The sequence below is a fragment of the Jiangella endophytica genome, from assembly GCF_003427025.1.
Taxonomy (GTDB): Bacteria; Actinomycetota; Actinomycetes; order Jiangellales; family Jiangellaceae; genus Jiangella; species Jiangella endophytica.
Genome location: NZ_QVAI01000010.1, coordinates 187,213 through 203,725, shown reverse-complemented (window position 1 = coordinate 203,725; position 16,513 = coordinate 187,213). Strand labels below are relative to the sequence as shown.

Genomic DNA, 16,513 nt, shown 5'->3' with positions numbered 1-16,513 from the left:
GCGCGCTCACCCGCGGATCGTCCAGCCGCGTTCGCGCAACGACGACGCGAGCTCGTCCTCGGCGCCGGGCCGGACGTCCAGTTCGACCAGGCCGAGCGGCTGACCGGCGGCGTGCTCGATGCGGACGTCCTCGACGTTCACGCCGGCGGCCCCGGCGTCGGCGAACAGCCGGGCCAGCTGGCCGGGCCGGTCGTCGACGGCGACGATGACGGTGACGAACTCGGTGTGCGCGGCGCCGTGCTTGCCGGGCAGCCGGGACCGGCCGTCGACGCCGTCGCGCAGCAGCTCGCGCAACACCGGCTGGCCGGCCGGCGGCGACTCCAGCGCCGCCATGAGGCGGTCCAGGTCGGCGCGCAGCCCCTCGAGGACGGGACGGACGGCGGCCGCGTTGGCCGTCAGGATCTCGGTCCACAGCTCCGGGTCACCGCTCGCGATGCGGGTGACGTCGGTGACGCCCGGACCCGCGAGGCGCACCTCGTGGCCCGTCGCACCGGAGAGGCGCCCGGCCATCAACGCGGCGACCACGTGCGGCGTGTGCGACACCAGCGCGACGGCCGCGTCGTGCTCGGCCGCCGTCATCGTCATCGGGACGGCGCGGACCAGCCGGGCGACCGCGAGCGCGCGCGTGACCGCCTGCTGGTGGGTGCCGTCGTCGGGGCAGATCACCCACGGGCGGCCCTCGAACAGGTCGGCGAGCGCCGCGTTGGGCCCGCTGATCTCGCGGCCGGCCATCGGGTGGCTGCCGACGTAGCGGCCCGGGTCGGCGACCCGCTCGCGCACCTGCGTCGTCGGCAGCACCTTCACACTGGCGACGTCGGTGGCGTACTCGGCCCGGCCGGTCTCCAGCACCTCGCCCACGACCGCCGCGACGGCCTCCGGCGGGACGGCGACGAGGGCCAGCGCGGCCGGCTCGCCCGGGGCGTCGCCCTCCGGGCGTCCGGCGCCCAGCCGGACCGCCTCGGCGAGGACCTCCGGCTTCGCGTCGGCCAGCCGCACGTCGACGCCCGCGCGGGTCAGCGCCAGCCCGGCCGACGTCCCGACCAGCCCGGTACCGACGACGAGGACGCCGCGACCCTCGAACGGGTCCATCACCGGTCCGCGAGGTCGTCGCGCAGCACCGTCGTGCCGTGCAGGTAGACGTGCCGGATCTGCGAGCGCGGCTTCGTGGTCTCGATGTGCGCCATCAGCCGCACCACCCGCGGCAGCGCGCCGGCGACGCCGATCTCCTGGGCGCACATCATCGGCACGTCGGTGATGCCCAGCCGGCGGACGGCGACGGCCGGGAACGCCGAGCGCAGGTCCGGCGTGGCGGTGAGGAAGATGCTGATGACGTCGTCGGGCGTCAGCTCGTTGCGGTCGAGCACCGTGGTCATCAGCTCGGCGGTCCGCTCCAGCAGGTGCTCGGCGTCGTCGGCGTCGAGCTGGGTGGCCCCCCGTATCGCGCGTACAGTCACAGGACAGCAAGGTACCCGCCGGGGGCGGGTGACGGCGTCACCGGCCCGGACTACAGACCGACGTCGTGGTACAGCGCGGCGATCTCGGCCTTCGTCAGGACGCGGGTGTTGCCGGGCCGCAGGTCGCCCATCGCCACCGGACCGATGTGTGTGCGGACCAGTCGCTTCACCGGGTGGCCGACGGCCTCGAGCAGCCGGCGGACGACGTGTTTGCGGCCCTCGTGCAGCACGACCTCGACCATGACGCGGGTGCCGGAGCGGCCGACCACCCGGAAGGAGTCGACCCGCACCGGGCCGTCGTCGAGTTCGATGCCGGCGCGCAGCTCGCGGCCGAGGACGGGTGCTACCGGCCCGGGCACCTCGGCGACGTAGGTCTTCAGCACCTCGTACGAGGGGTGCGCGAGGCGGTGTGCCAGCTCGCCGTCGTTGGTCAGCAGGATGAGGCCCTCGGTGTCGGCGTCGAGCCGGCCGACGTGGAACAGCCGCTCGCGGCGGCCGCGGACGTAGCCGGTGAGGTCGGGCCGGCCCTCGGGGTCGTTCATCGTGCTGACGACGCCGACCGGCTTGTTCAGCGCGAGGTAGACCTGGCCGGCCTCGGTGGTGGTGATGCGCGAGCCGTCGACCTTGATGACGGCGGTCGCGGGGTCGACCCGGGTGCCGAGCGTGCGCACGACCTTGCCGTCGACCTCGACCCGGCCGGCCGCGATCAGCGCCTCGCTGGCCCGGCGGCTGCCCACCCCGGCGGAGGCGAGGACCTTCTGGAGTCGGACACCTTCGGCGTCGTCAGGCATTCTCGGTGTCACGTTCCTCGATGGCGTCGGCGTCGGGCAGGTAGGGCGCCAGCGGCGGCAGCTCGTCGATCGAGGCCATGCCGAGGCGCTCCAGGAAGTATGACGTGGTGCGGTACAGGATCGCGCCGGACTCCGGGTCGACCCCGGCGTCGGCGACCAGTCCGCGGGCGGTGAGCGTGCGCATGACGCCGTCGCAGTTGACGCCGCGGACGGCCGACACCCGGGCCCGGCTGACCGGCTGCCGGTAGGCGACGACGGCGAGCGTCTCGAGCGCCGCCTGGGTCAGCTTGGCCTGCTGGCCGTCGAGGACGAACCGCTCGACGACGGACGCGCAGGACGCGTGCGTGTAGAACCGCCAGCCGCCACCGATCTCGCGCAGCTCGAAGCCGCGGCCGGGCCGGGCGTACTCGTCGCGCAGCACCTCGAGCACGTCGGTGATCTCGCCGCGCGGGCGCTCCAGCACCTGCGCGAGCGTGACGACGTCGATGGGTTCGTCGACGACCAGCAGGATCGCCTCGACGGCCGCACGCAGGCCGGGCTCGTCGTCAGTCAGCGTCGGCTGCGTCAACGGTCCTCTCCTCATCCGATGCGTCGAACTCGTCGCTCACCGCGACGTCCTCGTCGTCGTCGCCGGTCCACCGCACCGTCAGCTCGCCCAGCGCGACGACCTGCTCGAACGCGACCGCCTTCTCGCGGTACAGCTCCAGCAGCGACAGGAAGCGGGCGACGACGTGCAGCGTCGTGGGGCAGTCGGCCGCCAGGGTGCGGAAGGTCAGGATGCGAGAACGACGCAGCCGATCGACGACGACCAGCGCCTCCTCGCGGACGCTGACCCGCGGCTGATGCAGGTGGGTCAGGCCGACCAGCGGCGGCGGCTTGGGCGTGAGCACCTTGGCCGCCAGCATGGCCAGCTCCTCGGGCCCCAGCCCGACGACCACCTCCGGCAGTAGCGACGCGTACCGCTCCTCCAGCCCGACGGCGCGCGGGAAGCGCAGCGCCTCGGCGGCGAACCGGGCCGCCAGCACGCCGGCGACCTCCTTGTACGCCTTGTACTGCAGCAGCCGGGCGAACAGCAGGTCGCGCGCCTCGAGCAGCGCGAGGTCGTCCTCGTCCTCGACCTCGCCGCTGGGCAGCAGCCGGGCCGCCTTGAGGTCGAGCAGCGTGGCGGCGACGACCAGAAACTCGCTGGTCTCGTCGAGGTCCCAGTCCGACACCTTGATGTAGGCGATGAACTCGTCGGTGACCTGCGACAACGCCACCTCGGTGACGTCGAGCTTGTGCTTGGCGATGAGCGTGAGCAGCAGGTCGAACGGCCCTTCGAAGTTCGCGAGGTGCACCTCGAACTTCGAGCTCTCGTCCTGCTCCGGCTCGATCAGCAGGGTGGGGGCGTCGGTCACGGCCGGGCCGGCTCCCAGCGCGCCAGGACCTCGCGGGCCAGCTGGCGGTAGGCCGACGCGCCGCGTGAGGACGGGGCGAAGCTGGTGATCGGCAGGCCGGCGACGGTGGTCTCGGGGAACCGGACCGTGCGGCCGATGACGGTGTGGAAGACCTTGTCGCCGAACGCCTCGACCAGTCGCGACAGCACCTCGCGGCCGTGCACCGTGCGGGAGTCGTACATGGTGGCCAGCAGGCCCTCGATCTCGAGCTGCGGGTTGAGGCGGTCGCGGACCTTCTCGATGGTCTCCTGCAGCAGCGCCACACCGCGCAGCGCGAAGTACTCGCACTCCAGCGGCACGATGACGCCGTCGGCGGCGGTGAGCGCGTTGACGGTCAGCAGGCCGAGAGAGGGCTGGCAGTCGATCAGCATGAGGTCGTACTCGCCGGCCAGCGGCTTGAGGATGCGGCCGAGCGCCTGCTCGCGGCCGACCTCGGTGACCAGCTGGATCTCGGCCGCGGAGAGGTCGATGTTGGCCGGCAGGAGGTCCATGCCGTCGATCGGCGTCTTCTGCACGATGTCGCCGGCCCGCAGCGACGGGTCCATCAGGACGTTGTAGATCGACAGCTCGAGGTCGTGAGCGTCGAGCCCGAGGCCGACCGACAGCGCGCCCTGGGGGTCGAAGTCGACCAGCAGCACCCGGCGGCCGTAGTCGGCCAGCGCGGCACCCAGGTTGATGGTGGTGGTGGTCTTGCCGACGCCGCCCTTCTGGTTGCACATGGCGACGATGCGCGCCGGGCCGTGGTGGTCCAGCCGCTTGGGCTTCGGGAAGTCGACCGGGGGACGGCGCGTGGGTCCGAGATCGAGCTCAGGCTCGGTGTCGAACGGCAGCACGCCCGCGGCGTCCGGCTTCGAGGGTGCCACGTCGTTCAGAGCTCCTCGATGGTCGTTTGTGTGGCCTTCTACGCTTCGTCCTGGGACCGGAGCCTACCTCGCGACGGCGGCGCGGAGCTGCGGGCGCGCGGGTGCGCCGCCACATAGACCTCGCGGAGCTGGTCGACGGTCACCAGCGTGTACACCTGAGTGGTCGTGACCGAGGCGTGCCCGAGGAGTTCCTGGACCACCCGGACGTCCGCGCCGCCCTCGAGCAGGTGCGTGGCGAACGAGTGCCGCAGCGTGTGCGGGGTGACCGTCGTCGACAGCCCGGCCCGCGCGGCCGCCGTCCGCAGCACCGACCACGCGCTCTGCCGCGACAGCCGTCCGCCGCGGGCGTTGAGAAAGAGAGCATGTGCCCCCCGGCCAGGCATGTCCGGCCCTCGACGAGAAGGCGTGTCTCGTCCGGTGCCGACCAGCGCGGGCCGGGCCCGTACCAGGTAGGCGTCGACGGCCTCCCAGGCGTAGCTGCCCAGCGGGACGACGCGGTCCTTGCCGCCCTTGCCGCGCAGCAGCACCGTCCCGGACTCGGCGTCGAGGTCGTCGCGGTCCAGGCCGACCGCCTCGGAGATGCGGGCGCCACAGCCGTAGAGCACCTCCAGCAGCGCGCGGTCACGCAGCACCCGCGGGCCCTCGCCGACCGACGCCGCGTCCAGGAGCCGCTCGACCTGGGCCAGCGGGATCGCCTTCGGCAACCGCCGTGGCGGCGTCGGCGGGCGGACCGCGCCGGCCGGGTCACCGTCGGACAGCCCTTCGCGGTGCAGGAACCGGTGCAGCCCGCGGACGGCGACGACGGTGCGGGCCGCCGAGCTGGCGCCCAGCGCGACCCGGCCCTCGTCGCCCTCGCGCAGGCTGCGCAGGAACGCCGTGACGTCCTCCTCCTCGACCTTGTCCGGGGCGTCGCGGCCGCGATCGCGCAGGAACTCGGTGTAGCGCCGCAGGTCGCGCCGGTAGGAGGCGAGGGTGTTGGCGGCCAGCCCGCGCTCGACGGCGAGGTGGTCGAGGTAGCCGCGGACGGCACGTTCCAGCGCGGACTCGGTGGTGTCCATCGGTGGCGGCTCCCGTGGATGCTGCTGGTGCTGGGGCCGGCCCGCGGTTCTAGTGCAGGACCTTCTCCAGCGGGACGGACGGCAGGCCGTGCGCCTCGGCGACCGGCTCGTAGACGATAGCGCCGTCGTGCACGTTGACGCCCTTCGCCAGCGCCGCGTCGGCCCGCGCGGCGTGGCGCCAGCCCCGGTTGGCCAGCTCGACGGCGTACGGCAGCGTGACGTTGGTCAGCGCGTACGTCGAGGTGTGCGGCACCGCGCCCGGCATGTTGGCGACACAGTAGAAGATCGACTCGTGCACGCGGAAGGTCGGGTCGTCGTGTGTGGTGGGCCGCGAGCTCTCGAAGCAGCCGCCCTGGTCGATGGCGATGTCGACCAGCACGCTGCCCGGGCGCATGCGCGCCACGAGGTCGTCGGAGACCAGCTTCGGTGCCTTCGCGCCGGGCACCAGCACCGCGCCGATGACGAGGTCGGCGTCGACGACCGCGGTCTCGATCTCGAACAGGTTCGACGCGATGGTCTGTGCCTTGCCGCCGTACAGCTCCTCGACGTCGCGCAGCCGGGCGACGTTCTTGTCCAGCACCCAGACGTCGGCCTGCATGCCCATGGCGATGACCGCGGCGTTCATGCCGGCCATCCCGGCGCCGACGACGACCACCTTCGCCGACTTCACACCGGGCACGCCGCCGAGCAGGATGCCCCGGCCGCCCTGTGCCCGCTCCAGCACGTGCGCGCCGACCTGCGTCGCCATGCGCCCGGCGACCTCGCTCATCGGCGCCAGCAGCGGCAGGTGGCCGTCGGCCGTCTCGACCGTCTCGTAGGCGATGGCCGTGGTGCCGGAGTCGAGCAGCGCCTGCGTGCACTCCTGCGACGCGGCGAGGTGCAGGTAGGTGAACAGCACCTGGTCGCGGCGCATGCGGTGGTACTCCTCGGCGACCGGCTCCTTGACCTTCAGCACCAGGTCGGCGGCCGCCCAGACGGAGTCGGCGTCCGGGGCGACGCGGGCGCCCGCGCGGACGTACTCCTCGTCGCGGACCGACGAGCCGTCGCCGGCACCGGCCTGGACCAGCACGTCGTGGCCGTTGCGGACGAACTCGTGTACACCGGCCGGCGTGATGGCCACGCGGTATTCGTTGTTCTTGACCTCGGTTGGTATGCCGACGAGCACTGGCCCCACCCTCTCGGTACTCCCGACGACGCTGTCGGGCCGCCACCCCCTGTGGACGGCGGGGCGAGTCTAAATCGACTCGTGTCATGCCGTCTCGGTGCTGTCATGACAAGTGACCAACGACATTCATGGGCCCTGCTGCGGTAGACCACTGCCATGCGCTTCTACGCCGACCGCCCCCAACGGCGGAGACAACAGATCGTCGCCGACGTGCTCGGCCCCTTGTGGTGTGCCGGGATGATCGTCGCCGGGCTGGCCATCCGGCACTCGATCCGGTCCCGCACCCGCCCGGCCACGTTCGTCGAGTCCACCGCCGGGGCGCTGGCCGCCGCCCTCGCCGACACCGCCGAGTCGATCGCCCGAGTGCCGCTGGTCGGCGACGCGCTGTCGGAGTCGCTGCAGCGGGCCGCCGACGCCGCGGGCCGCATGAGCGCGTCCGGCGCGAGCACGGCGGCGTCGATCGAGCGGGCCGGCGACGTCATCGGGCTGGTCGTGATCGTGCTGGCGCTGGCCGCGGCGGCGTACGTGTGGGTGCGGCCGCGGGTGATCTGGTACCGGCAGGCCTCCGACGCCCGCGCCGTCCTGGCCTTCCCCGACCGCGACGACCTGCTGTCGGCGCGGGCGCTGGCGGCGGTGCGGCTGCCGCGGATCGGCGGCGGGCTGGTGGCCGGGTGGCGCGCGGGTGACACCGCCGCCGTCGGCGCCCTGGTCCGGGCCGAGCTGGACCGGCTGGGGCTGGACTACCCGGCTGACCTCTCCCCTGACCTGTCACCCGAGGGCCAGGGCGCGCTGACCGGGCGCAACGCGTCGTAGCCCGCGCCGTCGCGGGCCGCCTTGGCGGCCAGCACGCCGGCGACCAGCGTGGCGTTCTGCACGTCACCGGCCAGGGCGGCCGCGACGAGATCGTCCAGCGGCACCCAGGCGACCCCGAGGTCGGCCTCCTCGTGCTCGCCGGCGAACCGGGCGTCGTCGGGCAGCGTCTCGACGCCGCGGGCGAGGAACACCCGCAGCGCCTCGTTCGTCATGCCCGGCGAGACGAGCAGGTCGACCAGCACCCGCCAGTCGGCGGCCCGCACGTGCCCCTCCTCGTAGAGCTCGCGGGCGGCCGCCTCGTGCGGTGGCTCGCCGTCGACGTCGCGCAGCCCGGCCGGCAGCTCCACGGGCCGCAGCCCGACGGGGTGCCGGTACTGCCGCACGACCAGCACTTGGTCGCGATCGTCGACGGCGACGACGGCGACCGCGCCCGGGTGCACGACGACGTCGCGGACGAACTCGCTGCCGTCGACGGGCGAGCGCACGGTGTCGCTGCGCACACCGATGACCCGGCCCTCGAACTCGGTGGTCGAGGCGACGACCGGCCAGCTCAGTGGCTCGTCCCGGGGCGCGCTCACCGGCCCGCTCCCGCCAGCGCGTCCAGCGACCGCCAGCTCATCCGCACGATCGGCACATCGACGCCGTACTCGTCCCAGACGTCGCGGCCGGCCTCCTCGCCGCCCGCGGCCGCGTAGAAGCGGCGGGCCGGCTCGTTGGCCTCGATCACCCAGAGGTACAGGCCCCGGCCGGGCGCGACGACGCCCAGCCGGGCCGCGGTCTCGGCGACCAGGCGGCGGCCGACTCCCTGCCCTTTGAGGTCGGGGCGGACGTGCAGGTTGTCGAGCAGCGTGCCCCATGCGGCGTCGTCGTCGAGGACGGAGTGCGCGAACCCGGCCAGCCGGCCGGCGTCGTCGCGAGCGACGACGGTGAGCGTGCCGGCGCGGTCGGCGAACCGGGCCGTCCACTTCTCCGTGCGCTCGGCCACCACGTCGCCGTCGAGGAATGCGTCGGGCAGGATGCCGCGGTAGGAGGCCTGCCAGCTCCGCGCGTGCAGCTCCGCGATGGCCGCGGCGTCGCCGTCGGCGGCCAGGTCGTAGCGGTAGGTCACGGTGGTCATCTCACTCCGTCCGGCGCAGCAGCGCCAGGTACATCGCGTCGGTGCCGTGCCGGTGCGGCCACAGCTGGACGTCCGGCCCGTCACCGAGATCGGGGACGCCGGGCAGGTACGGCCGCGCGTCGACCCGCTCGACGTCGTCGCGGCCGGCCAGAACCTCGTCGACGACCGTCACCGTCTCGGCCAGGTGCGGCGAGCAGGTGACGTAGGCGACCAGCCCGCCGGGCCGGACCGACCACAGCGCCGAGCGCAGCAGCTCGGCCTGCAGCCGCCGCAGGGCCGCGACGTCGGCCGGGCTGCGACGCCAGCGCGCCTCGGGCCGCCGCCGCAGGGCGCCGAGCCCGGTGCACGGCGCGTCGAGCAGCACGCGGTCGAAGTCGGCCTCGGGCCAGCTCGGCCGCGTGGCGTCGCCGACCAGCACCTCGTGCTCGCCGAGGTCGCCGGCCAGCGCCTGTGCGACCAGCCGGGCGCGGTGCTCGTGCTGTTCGACGGCGAGCAGCCGGCCGCCGTGCCGCGTCAGCAGGCCGGCCAGCAGGGCCGCCTTGCCGCCGGGACCGGCGCACAGGTCCAGCCAGCGCTCGTCCGGCGGTTCGACCGGAGCCGCGGCCAGTGCGAGCGCGACCAGTTGGCTGCCCTCGTCCTGCACACCGGCGCGGCCCTCGCGGACGGCGGCCAGCCGCCCGGGCGACCCGGACTCGACGACGGCGGCGTACGGCGACCAGCGGGCCGGGCGGGCGCCGGCCTCGACCAGCTCCTCGACGGTGCTCCGGCCGGGCCGCGCCGCCAGCGTCACCTCGGCCGGCTCGTTGTCGGCCCGCAGCGCCGCCTCCAGCTCCGCGTCGTCGCCGCCCAGGGCGTCGCGCAGCGCCCGGACGATCCACGTCGGGTGTGCGTACCGAAAGGCCAGGTGGCCGGTCTGGTCCGCGTCGCGCGACGGCGCCAGCTCGGCCGTCCAGCCGGCGAGGTCGCGCTCGCCGACCCGCCGCAGCACCGCGTTGGCCATGCGGGCCGCGCCCTCGTTGACGTGTCTCCGGACCAGGTTCACGCTGGTCGACACCGCCGCGTGCGCCGGGACGCGGGTCGCCAGCAGCTGGTGGGCACCGAGCCGCAGCGCGTCCAGCAGGGGCGGATCGAGGCCGTCCAGCGGGCGGGTCACGCACGCCGCGATGATCGCGTCGTAGGTGCCCTGGCCGCGCAGCGCGCCGTACGCCAGCTCCGTCGCCAGCGCGGCGTCGCGGCCCCGCAACTCGTGCCGGCGCAGGGCCGCGGGCATGGCGAGGTTGGCGTAAGCGTCGTCGCCCGAGACCGCGCGCAGGACCTCGAACGCGGCCTCGCGGGAGGAGTCGCCCTTCACGCGCCGAGCCGCTCCCCCGGCTCCGGCCGGACACCGCGGGCCCAGTCGGCCGCCGGCATCGCCTTCTTGCCCTGCGGCTGCACCTCGCCGAGCACGACGGCGTGGCTGCCGGTGCCGACCCGGACGCCGGACTTCTCGACGACGACCTCGCCGGGCGCCAGGCCGTCGCGGCCCCGCTCCAGCTGAACGGGGCGCAGCTTCAGCCGCTCGCCCCGGAACGTCGTCCAGGCACCGGGCGCCGGCGTGCAGCCGCGGACCACCCGGTCGACGCGCATGGCCGGCGTCGTCCAGTCGACCCGCGCGTCCTCGACGGTGAGCTTCGGCGCCAGCGAGACGCCGTCGGCCGGCTGCGGCTGCGGCTGCAGCGAGCCGTCGTCGATGCCGTCGAGCGTGCGCACCAGCAGGTCGGCGCCGGACAGCGACAGCCGGTGCAGCAGGTCGCCGCTGGTGTCGGTGGGTCGCACCTCCTCGGTGACCAGGCCGTACACGGGCCCGGTGTCGAGGCCCTCCTCCAGCTGGAACGTGCAGGCGCCCGTGATGTCGTCGCCGGCCAGCACGGCGTGCTGCACCGGAGCCGCGCCCCGCCAGGCGGGCAGCAGCGAGAAGTGCAGGTTCACCCAGCCGTGCTTCGGCACGTCCAGCGCCGACTTCGGGATCAGCCCGCCATACGCGACGATCGGCGCGCAGTCGGGCGCCAGCTCGCCCAGCCGCTCGAGGAACTCCGGATCGCGCGGCTTGAGCGGCTTCAGCACCTCGACGCCGGCCTCGGCCGCCACCTCCGCCACCGGCGACGGGGTCAGCTTCCGGCCCCGTCCCGCCGGCGCGTCGGGACGGGTCAGGACGGCGATCACTTCGTGCCGCGACCCAAGCACCGCCCGCAGCGACGGGACGGCGACATCAGGGGTACCGGCGAACAGCACACGCATGGTCGCCGAGCCTATCGGTCCCGCGGCGTACGGCTCGCCGAGGTCGACGAGGTCGCCGAACCGCCCTCCCCACGGATCGAGGGACGTGTGGTGTCTCTACCGGGGTCCTCGTGCGGCGAACTCACGATCCAGGCCGGCGCGCACCTCACCCGCCCGGCGACCAGGCTGCCCAGGTCGCCGGAGGTCGTCCGGTCCGCACGGGAGTGAGGTGCCGCCGAGGCGGGTGGGGCGTCATTCGGCGAGGTCGACGATGGCGGCGACCGGGCCACCGCCGTCGGGGCCCTGGTGGGCGGCCGACACCGACACGAACGCCGCCGGGTCGCCGGTCACCGACGCCGTGACGCCGCCGACGGCGGCCTTGATCTGGCGGTGCCAGTGCACGTCGGAGTCGTCCAGCATGGCGTTGCGGCGGCCGCGCACGACGCCGTCCTCGCTGACCTCGCATTTGAGGAACACGTTGACCAGCCGGTCGTCGAGGTCGTCCGGGTGCGGGCGGTCCGGCAGCTTCAGCCCGGCGTCGCGGATGGCGGCCCAGATGCCGTCGGCGTCGATCGCGTCGCGCATGACGGAGTGCCCGATGCGGAACCGCCCGCCCACGCCGCGCACGTTGCCGACCACGACCACCTGCGCGCGGTCCAACTCGACACCGGACGAGCAGGACGCGACGGACGAGTACAGCGACCGGTCGTGCAGAACGGCGTCGTCGTCAGGCATGGCGATCTCGCCCAGCGCGACGGCGACGCCGAGCCCCGTCGCGCCGTTGGACAGGTCCATCGACTCGTGCGTGTTCTCCGTCCACACCGACTTGCCGCGCGCCTTGGCGTCGCGGATCGTATGGATCGTCAGCAGCGGCGTCTTCGTCTGCACGTAGTGGACGTCGGCGGGGTCCGTGATGCCGGCTCGTCCCATACCGACCCGGACGGCCGCGGCGACCTTCTCGATCATGCCGCGGCGGCCGATCTCCTCGGGCAGGATCGCCTCGCTCATCGCGAAGCCGACAGACAGCCGCGGCTCGTCCGTGGCCTCCGCGGATTCGGCCGGGAGCGTCGCGAACACCGTCGCGTGCGGGCTGAGCACGCCGTCGGTGCCGCCGGACCACACGATCGGGATCTGCTTGACCTCCTCGGGCGTGCGCGTGCCGCGGTCGACCAGCACCTCGCGGAAGGCGCGGTCGGCGATGATCCGCGTGTAGTCGTTGACCCCGCCGTTGCCCTCGGTCTTCCCGACGACGGCGATGACGCGGTCGGCCTCCATGACTCCGGAGTCGATCAGCTCGGCGAGCCCGGAGGCGTCACTGACGTGCGTGATCGGCACTTTGCGGACCTCGATCGGCTCAGGCATGCCCGGCCACCTCTCGTGTGATGTCTGCTGGCAGTACGGTCGTCCCGGCACCACCCGTATCCGCGCGGACGGCGTCGGCGATTCGAGTGAGGGTGGTGATGACGGCGCGCCGGCCGCCCTGCTCGACGAAACGGCAGGCCGCCTCCACCTTCGGACCCATGCTCCCGGACGCGAAGTGCCCCTCCACGGCGTACCCGCGCAGGGTGGCGACGTCGACGGTGCCGACGGCGCGCTCGTGCGGCGTGCCGAAGCCGAGCACCGCGCCGTCGACGTCGGTCGCGATGACCAGCGTCTCCGCGCCGAGCGCCCGGCCGAGCAGCGCAGCGCCCAGGTCCTTGTCGATGACCGCCTCGACCCCGCGGACCGACCCGTCGGGCTCGCGCACGACGGGGATCCCGCCGCCCCCGTTCGCCACGACGACGAACCCGGCGGCGAGCAGAGCGGTCGCGGCGGGAGCGTCCAGCACCTCCAGCGGCTCCGGGCTGGCGACGACCCGCCGCCAGCCGCGCTCGCCGCGGTCCTCCCAGGTCTCGCCGTGGTCGATCAGCACCGCCGCCTCGTCGCGCGGCAGGTACCGGCCGATCGGCTTGGTCGGCCGGGCGAAGCCGGGATCGGCGGCGTCGACCAGCGTCCGAGTGACGACGGCCGCGACCCGGCGGCGCACCCCGCGGTCGGTCAGCGCGCGCTCCAGCGCGTCGATGACGATGAAGCCGATGGTCCCCTGTGTCTGCGCACCGCACCAGTCCAGCGGCACCGGCGGCACGACGGCGGCCGCGAGTTCGTTCTTGACCAGCAGGTTCCCCACCTGCGGCCCGTTGCCGTGGGTCAGCACGACGTCGTAGCCGGCGGCCACGAGGTCGGCGACCGGCTCCATGGCGACGGTGACCGCGGCGATCTGGTCGCCCGGCCGAGCCCGCCCGTCCGGCGACGTCATGGCGTTGCCACCCAGCGCGATCAGCACCCGCACGCGCCGAGCTTATGGACCCCGCCGGTCCCGCCACGACGGTGACGTTCGCCCAATCGACCCAGCGGGTTCGGCATGATGTGCCGTCACGGTCCGTTCGACCCCCGGAGGTTCCCATGGCCGGCACGGGCTTCCCGCCGGACACCAGGCTGACGTTGCGCATCGCCGAGACCTGGCTGCTGGTCCTGCTGCTCGCGTTCGGGTACGCGACGCTGCTCGGGCTGCTGGTCCAGTGGCTGGCCGGCTGGCCGTGGTGGCTCGCGCTGTTCGCCCCGCTGGCCGGCGGCGCCCTCGTCTACGCCATCGAGGGCGGGACGGTGCTGCCGCGCCGGCTGCCGGTGGCCGACCCCGACCCCATCGCCGACCACCGCCTTCTCGCCGCCGTCGACCGGCTCTGCGCGCTGGCCGCCATGGACCGGCCGAAGCTCAAGGTCATCGACGTGGCCTGGCCGAACGCGATCGCGCTGCGGCTGCCCGGCCGCATGCCGACCGTCGCCGTCACCCGCGGACTGCTCGACCGCTCCGACGACGAGCGGCTCGACGCGGTGCTGGCGCACGAGCTGGCCCACATCGCCCACCGCGACGCCGCCGCCATGACCGTCGCGCTGGCGCTGTCGACGTCGCTGGCGCTGGCCCCGATGGCGGTCCTGGCGCCGATCATGGCGCTGGAGGTGCCGCTGTGCCGGGCGGCGCGCTGGTGCGGGCGGGCGTGGAAGCCGGCCACCGAGGACGACGACTTCCCGATGCCGCCGCCCCGCCAGGACGTGCCGCTGCCGCTGGCGGCGGCCGTCCTGCCGCTGCTGGTGCTGGCGCGGGCGGCCGTCTTCCTGCTGCTCCTCGGCTTCGGGCTGGTGCTGCTGCCGCCGATGCTGATCCTCGCGCTGCCGGCGGCGGGGATCATCGCCCGGCTGGGCCGCTACCGCGAACTGGCCGCCGACCGTGGCGCGGCCGAGCTCGCCGGCCAGCCGGCCGCCCTGGCGGCCGCTCTCACCGCCCTGGAGGCCGGCGGCCCGGCCATCCCGGCAAACGACCTGCGCGACCTGCGCGACCTGCGGACGATGGCCTCGATGACGATCGCCGCGCTGCCGAAGGACGCCGAGGACACCGGCACCGACGCGTTCTCCCGGCTGCTCGACCGCATGATGGCCAGCCACCCGCCGCTCGCCGCCCGCCTCGACCGGCTGGCCGCCCTCTCCCGCGACCTCGGCCGATGAGCCGCCGGCTGGCCGCCTACGCGGTGTGCGTCGACGACGGGAAGGTGCTGCTCGCCCGGCACGCGCCGTCGTCGCCCACCACGCCCCACTGGACGCTCCCGGGCGGCGGCGTCGAGCAGGGCGAGGATCCGTTCGACGCCGTGATCCGCGAGGTCGCCGAGGAGACCGGCTACGACGCCGTGGTCGAGCGGCTGCTCGGCGTCGACTCGCGGGTCATCCCGGCCGCCGAGGCCGTACGCGGGATCGAGCACCAGAACGTCGGCGTCTTCTACCGGGTCCGCATCACCGGCGGCGAGCCGCGGCCCGAGCCGAACGGCGACGTCCCCGAATCGGTGTGGACGCCGATCCCCGAGGTCGCGACCCGGCGCCGGTCGTCGCTCGTCGACGTCGGGCTGGCGCTGGCCCGGATCGTCCCACCCACCGGCCACGTCGACCCGGTCCCGGTCGGCGGGCTGATCCAGCACTGAACGGGCGGAGCGGGATGGTTGGCGGTGTGGTGGGGCCCTGGCGCCATCAAACCGCCAACCACGCCGCGGGTCTGGAGCGTGTGATCGCTCGACGACGTTGCACCCCTTGTAGATCGATGCGTCGAACGCGGGTGCGCGGACGGCCTGGGCCGACACACTTGACGGCCAGGACAGCCGGGCGTGGGTCTTGTCCCAGGTGCCGTCGGTGCCGAACCGCTCGTGGCGCTCCAGATCGTCTACCGCAGACCGAAGGAATCAGGCAGATCCCGCCACGCCACCCCGGTCCGTAGCCGGCAGACGAGGGGTGAACGCACCGTTTGCGTCTTGCCCGTCAGCCACCCATCAACCGGTTGAACCACCTACCTGGGCATCACGTCTCGTCCTGGTCGAGCCAGGCGCGGACGGACGCGTCGTGCTCACCGAGCAGCGGCGGCGGGGTGTGGTGCTTGGGCGGCGCGTCGTCGAAGCGGACGGCGGGGCCGGGCAGCTGGACCGTGCCCAGCAGCGGATGCTCGACGTCGACCAGAAGGCCCTGCGAGCGGGTCTGCTCCCACTCGTAGACCTCGTCGACGGTGCGCACCTTGCCGCTGGCGATGCCGGCGTCGTCGAGCCGGGCCAGCCAGTGGTCGCGCGGATGCGCGGCGAACGCCTTCTCGATGGCGCCGACCAGCTCGTCGCGGTGCTGCACCCGCAGCCGGTTGCTGGCGAAGCGCGGCTCGTCGGGGTCGAGACCGGCGACGACGGCGAAGGCCCGCCACGACGCGTCGTTGCCGACGGCGACCTGCAGGGCGCCGTCGGCGGCGTTGAACAGTCCGTACGGCGCGATCGACGGGTGATGGTTGCCGATGGCGTGCGGGACCTCGCCGGCCACCGTCCACCGGGTGCCCTGGAACGCGTGCACCCCGACCAGCGCCGACAGCAGCGAGACCCGGACGACGCGGCCGCGCCCCGTCCGCTCCCGCTCGAGCAGCGCCGCGAGCAGGCCTGACACGCCGTACATGCCGGCCAGCAGGTCGCCGATCGGGACGCCGACCTTCGTCGGGTGGTCCGGCTCGCCGGTGAGGCTCATGACGCCGGCCTCGCCCTGCGCGATCTGGTCGTAGCCGGCCCGGCCCGCCTCGGGACCGTCCGGCCCGAACCCGGTGATGGACAGCACGACGAGGCGCGGGTTGAGCTCGTGCAACCGCTCGACGCCGAAGCCGAGGCGGTCGAGCACGCCGGTGCGGAAGTTCTCGATGAGGACGTCGGCCCGCTGGACCAGGCGGGCGAGCAGGTCCTTGCCGGCCTCGGACTTGAGGTCGGCGGTGACCGACTCCTTGTTGCGGTTGGCGGACAGGAAGTACGACGACACCGGCTGGTCGTCGGAACCGAGGAACGGCGGGCCCCAGGTACGCGACTCGTCGCCGTGGCCGGGCGCCTCGACCTTGATGACGCGGGCGCCGAGGTCGCCGAGCATCATGCCCGCGTGCGGCCCGGCCAGCGCCCGGCTGAGGTCGACCACGACGTAGCCGGCCAGCGGTCCGGCATCGGCGAACTCCTGCGTGTCGGACATC

The 16,513-nt window shown here is 74.1% G+C and carries 18 protein-coding genes; 3 read left to right on the top strand and 15 right to left on the bottom strand.

Features of this window, described 5'->3' with window-relative positions; translation table 11 throughout:
- Nucleotides 1–6 precede the first annotated feature (6 nt).
- Genes DZA62_RS20580 through ald form a run of 8 tightly spaced genes read right to left on the bottom strand, consistent with a single transcriptional unit; the run spans nt 7 to nt 6,767 of the window.
- Nucleotides 7–1,089, bottom strand: a complete 1,083-nt coding sequence (locus DZA62_RS20580; RefSeq protein ID WP_116950793.1) for a prephenate dehydrogenase — start codon at nt 1,087–1,089, stop codon at nt 7–9.
- Nucleotides 1,089–1,454, bottom strand: a complete 366-nt coding sequence (aroH, locus tag DZA62_RS20575) for a chorismate mutase (RefSeq protein WP_116950792.1) — start codon at nt 1,452–1,454, stop codon at nt 1,089–1,091. Before aroH ends, DZA62_RS20580 begins: the two co-directional genes overlap by 1 nt.
- A gap of 50 nt (nt 1,455–1,504) precedes the next feature.
- A complete protein-coding gene (locus tag DZA62_RS20570; RefSeq protein ID WP_116950791.1) occupies nt 1,505–2,245 on the bottom strand; it encodes a pseudouridine synthase in 741 nt (246 codons plus the stop codon).
- Entirely contained in the window at nt 2,238–2,813 is a 576-nt protein-coding gene (gene scpB, locus DZA62_RS20565; RefSeq protein WP_232827551.1) for an SMC-Scp complex subunit ScpB, read from the bottom strand. The genes DZA62_RS20570 and scpB overlap by 8 nt, the downstream gene beginning before the upstream one ends.
- Complete coding sequence (locus DZA62_RS20560; protein WP_198664008.1) at nt 2,791–3,642, bottom strand: segregation and condensation protein A; 852 nt, start codon at nt 3,640–3,642, stop codon at nt 2,791–2,793. Before DZA62_RS20560 ends, scpB begins: the two co-directional genes overlap by 23 nt.
- A complete protein-coding gene (locus DZA62_RS20555; protein WP_408619278.1) occupies nt 3,639–4,553 on the bottom strand; it encodes a ParA family protein in 915 nt (304 codons plus the stop codon). The genes DZA62_RS20560 and DZA62_RS20555 overlap by 4 nt, the downstream gene beginning before the upstream one ends.
- Before the next feature lie 29 nt (nt 4,554–4,582).
- Nucleotides 4,583–5,602, bottom strand: coding sequence for a site-specific tyrosine recombinase XerD (locus DZA62_RS20550; RefSeq protein ID WP_116950789.1), 1,020 nt, complete (start codon nt 5,600–5,602; stop codon nt 4,583–4,585).
- A 49-nt stretch (nt 5,603–5,651) separates the two neighbouring features.
- Complete coding sequence (gene ald / locus DZA62_RS20545; RefSeq protein WP_116950788.1) at nt 5,652–6,767, bottom strand: alanine dehydrogenase; 1,116 nt, start codon at nt 6,765–6,767, stop codon at nt 5,652–5,654.
- 156 nt (nt 6,768–6,923) lie between these two features.
- Between ald and DZA62_RS20540 the strand changes: the two genes are divergently transcribed.
- A complete protein-coding gene (locus tag DZA62_RS20540) occupies nt 6,924–7,580 on the top strand; it encodes a hypothetical protein (protein ID WP_116950787.1) in 657 nt (218 codons plus the stop codon).
- Here DZA62_RS20540 and DZA62_RS20535 read toward each other — a convergent pair.
- The 6 genes from DZA62_RS20535 to DZA62_RS20510 form a co-directional block, all read right to left on the bottom strand.
- Nucleotides 7,508–8,158, bottom strand: coding sequence for an NUDIX domain-containing protein (locus DZA62_RS20535; RefSeq protein ID WP_116950785.1), 651 nt, complete (start codon nt 8,156–8,158; stop codon nt 7,508–7,510). The two genes, DZA62_RS20540 and DZA62_RS20535, sit on opposite strands and share 73 nt — an antisense overlap.
- On the bottom strand, nt 8,155–8,697 hold the full coding sequence (locus DZA62_RS20530; RefSeq protein ID WP_116950783.1) for a GNAT family N-acetyltransferase: 543 nt from the start codon (nt 8,695–8,697) through the stop codon (nt 8,155–8,157). The genes DZA62_RS20535 and DZA62_RS20530 overlap by 4 nt, the downstream gene beginning before the upstream one ends.
- A 1-nt stretch (nt 8,698) precedes the next feature.
- Nucleotides 8,699–10,048 (bottom strand): RsmB/NOP family class I SAM-dependent RNA methyltransferase, encoded by a 1,350-nt coding sequence (locus tag DZA62_RS20525; protein WP_232827549.1) that lies wholly within the window; start codon nt 10,046–10,048, stop codon nt 8,699–8,701.
- A complete protein-coding gene (fmt, locus tag DZA62_RS20520) occupies nt 10,045–10,974 on the bottom strand; it encodes a methionyl-tRNA formyltransferase (protein ID WP_116950781.1) in 930 nt (309 codons plus the stop codon). Before fmt ends, DZA62_RS20525 begins: the two co-directional genes overlap by 4 nt.
- A gap of 231 nt (nt 10,975–11,205) precedes the next feature.
- Entirely contained in the window at nt 11,206–12,315 is a 1,110-nt protein-coding gene (gene bar / locus DZA62_RS20515; RefSeq protein WP_116950780.1) for a barbiturase, read from the bottom strand.
- Nucleotides 12,308–13,282, bottom strand: coding sequence for a carbamate kinase (locus DZA62_RS20510; protein WP_116950778.1), 975 nt, complete (start codon nt 13,280–13,282; stop codon nt 12,308–12,310). The genes bar and DZA62_RS20510 overlap by 8 nt, the downstream gene beginning before the upstream one ends.
- Nucleotides 13,283–13,395: 113 nt before the next feature.
- Here DZA62_RS20510 and DZA62_RS20505 point away from each other — a divergent pair, with 113 nt between their 5' ends.
- The gene (locus tag DZA62_RS20505) at nt 13,396–14,493 is read left to right on the top strand and encodes a M48 family metalloprotease (protein ID WP_198664007.1); all 1,098 of its coding nucleotides are present in this window, start codon (nt 13,396–13,398) and stop codon (nt 14,491–14,493) included.
- Nucleotides 14,490–14,960: an NUDIX hydrolase gene (locus tag DZA62_RS20500; protein ID WP_116950774.1), complete on the top strand. Its 471-nt coding sequence runs from the start codon at nt 14,490–14,492 to the stop codon at nt 14,958–14,960. The genes DZA62_RS20505 and DZA62_RS20500 overlap by 4 nt, the downstream gene beginning before the upstream one ends.
- A 370-nt stretch (nt 14,961–15,330) precedes the next feature.
- Here the strand turns inward: DZA62_RS20500 and DZA62_RS20495 are convergent, their stop codons facing one another.
- Nucleotides 15,331–16,512, bottom strand: a complete 1,182-nt coding sequence (locus DZA62_RS20495; RefSeq protein ID WP_116950772.1) for a CaiB/BaiF CoA transferase family protein — start codon at nt 16,510–16,512, stop codon at nt 15,331–15,333.
- Nucleotide 16,513: the final 1 nt, after the last annotated feature.

What these genes read in the sequence shown, in the direction of transcription:
- DZA62_RS20580 (WP_116950793.1), bottom strand. Translation starts at nt 1,089, where the DNA reads ATGGACCCGTTCGAGGGTCGCGGCGTCCTCGTCGTCGGTACCGGGCTG.
- DZA62_RS20570 (WP_116950791.1), bottom strand. Translation starts at nt 2,245, where the DNA reads ATGCCTGACGACGCCGAAGGTGTCCGACTCCAGAAGGTCCTCGCCTCC.
- DZA62_RS20550 (WP_116950789.1), bottom strand. Translation starts at nt 5,602, where the DNA reads ATGGACACCACCGAGTCCGCGCTGGAACGTGCCGTCCGCGGCTACCTC.
- DZA62_RS20540 (WP_116950787.1), top strand. Translation starts at nt 6,924, where the DNA reads ATGCGCTTCTACGCCGACCGCCCCCAACGGCGGAGACAACAGATCGTC.
- DZA62_RS20530 (WP_116950783.1), bottom strand. Translation starts at nt 8,697, where the DNA reads ATGACCACCGTGACCTACCGCTACGACCTGGCCGCCGACGGCGACGCC.
- fmt (WP_116950781.1), bottom strand. Translation starts at nt 10,974, where the DNA reads ATGCGTGTGCTGTTCGCCGGTACCCCTGATGTCGCCGTCCCGTCGCTG.
- bar (WP_116950780.1), bottom strand. Translation starts at nt 12,315, where the DNA reads ATGCCTGAGCCGATCGAGGTCCGCAAAGTGCCGATCACGCACGTCAGT.
- DZA62_RS20505 (WP_198664007.1), top strand. Translation starts at nt 13,396, where the DNA reads ATGGCCGGCACGGGCTTCCCGCCGGACACCAGGCTGACGTTGCGCATC.
- DZA62_RS20500 (WP_116950774.1), top strand. Translation starts at nt 14,490, where the DNA reads ATGAGCCGCCGGCTGGCCGCCTACGCGGTGTGCGTCGACGACGGGAAG.
- DZA62_RS20495 (WP_116950772.1), bottom strand. Translation starts at nt 16,512, where the DNA reads ATGTCCGACACGCAGGAGTTCGCCGATGCCGGACCGCTGGCCGGCTAC.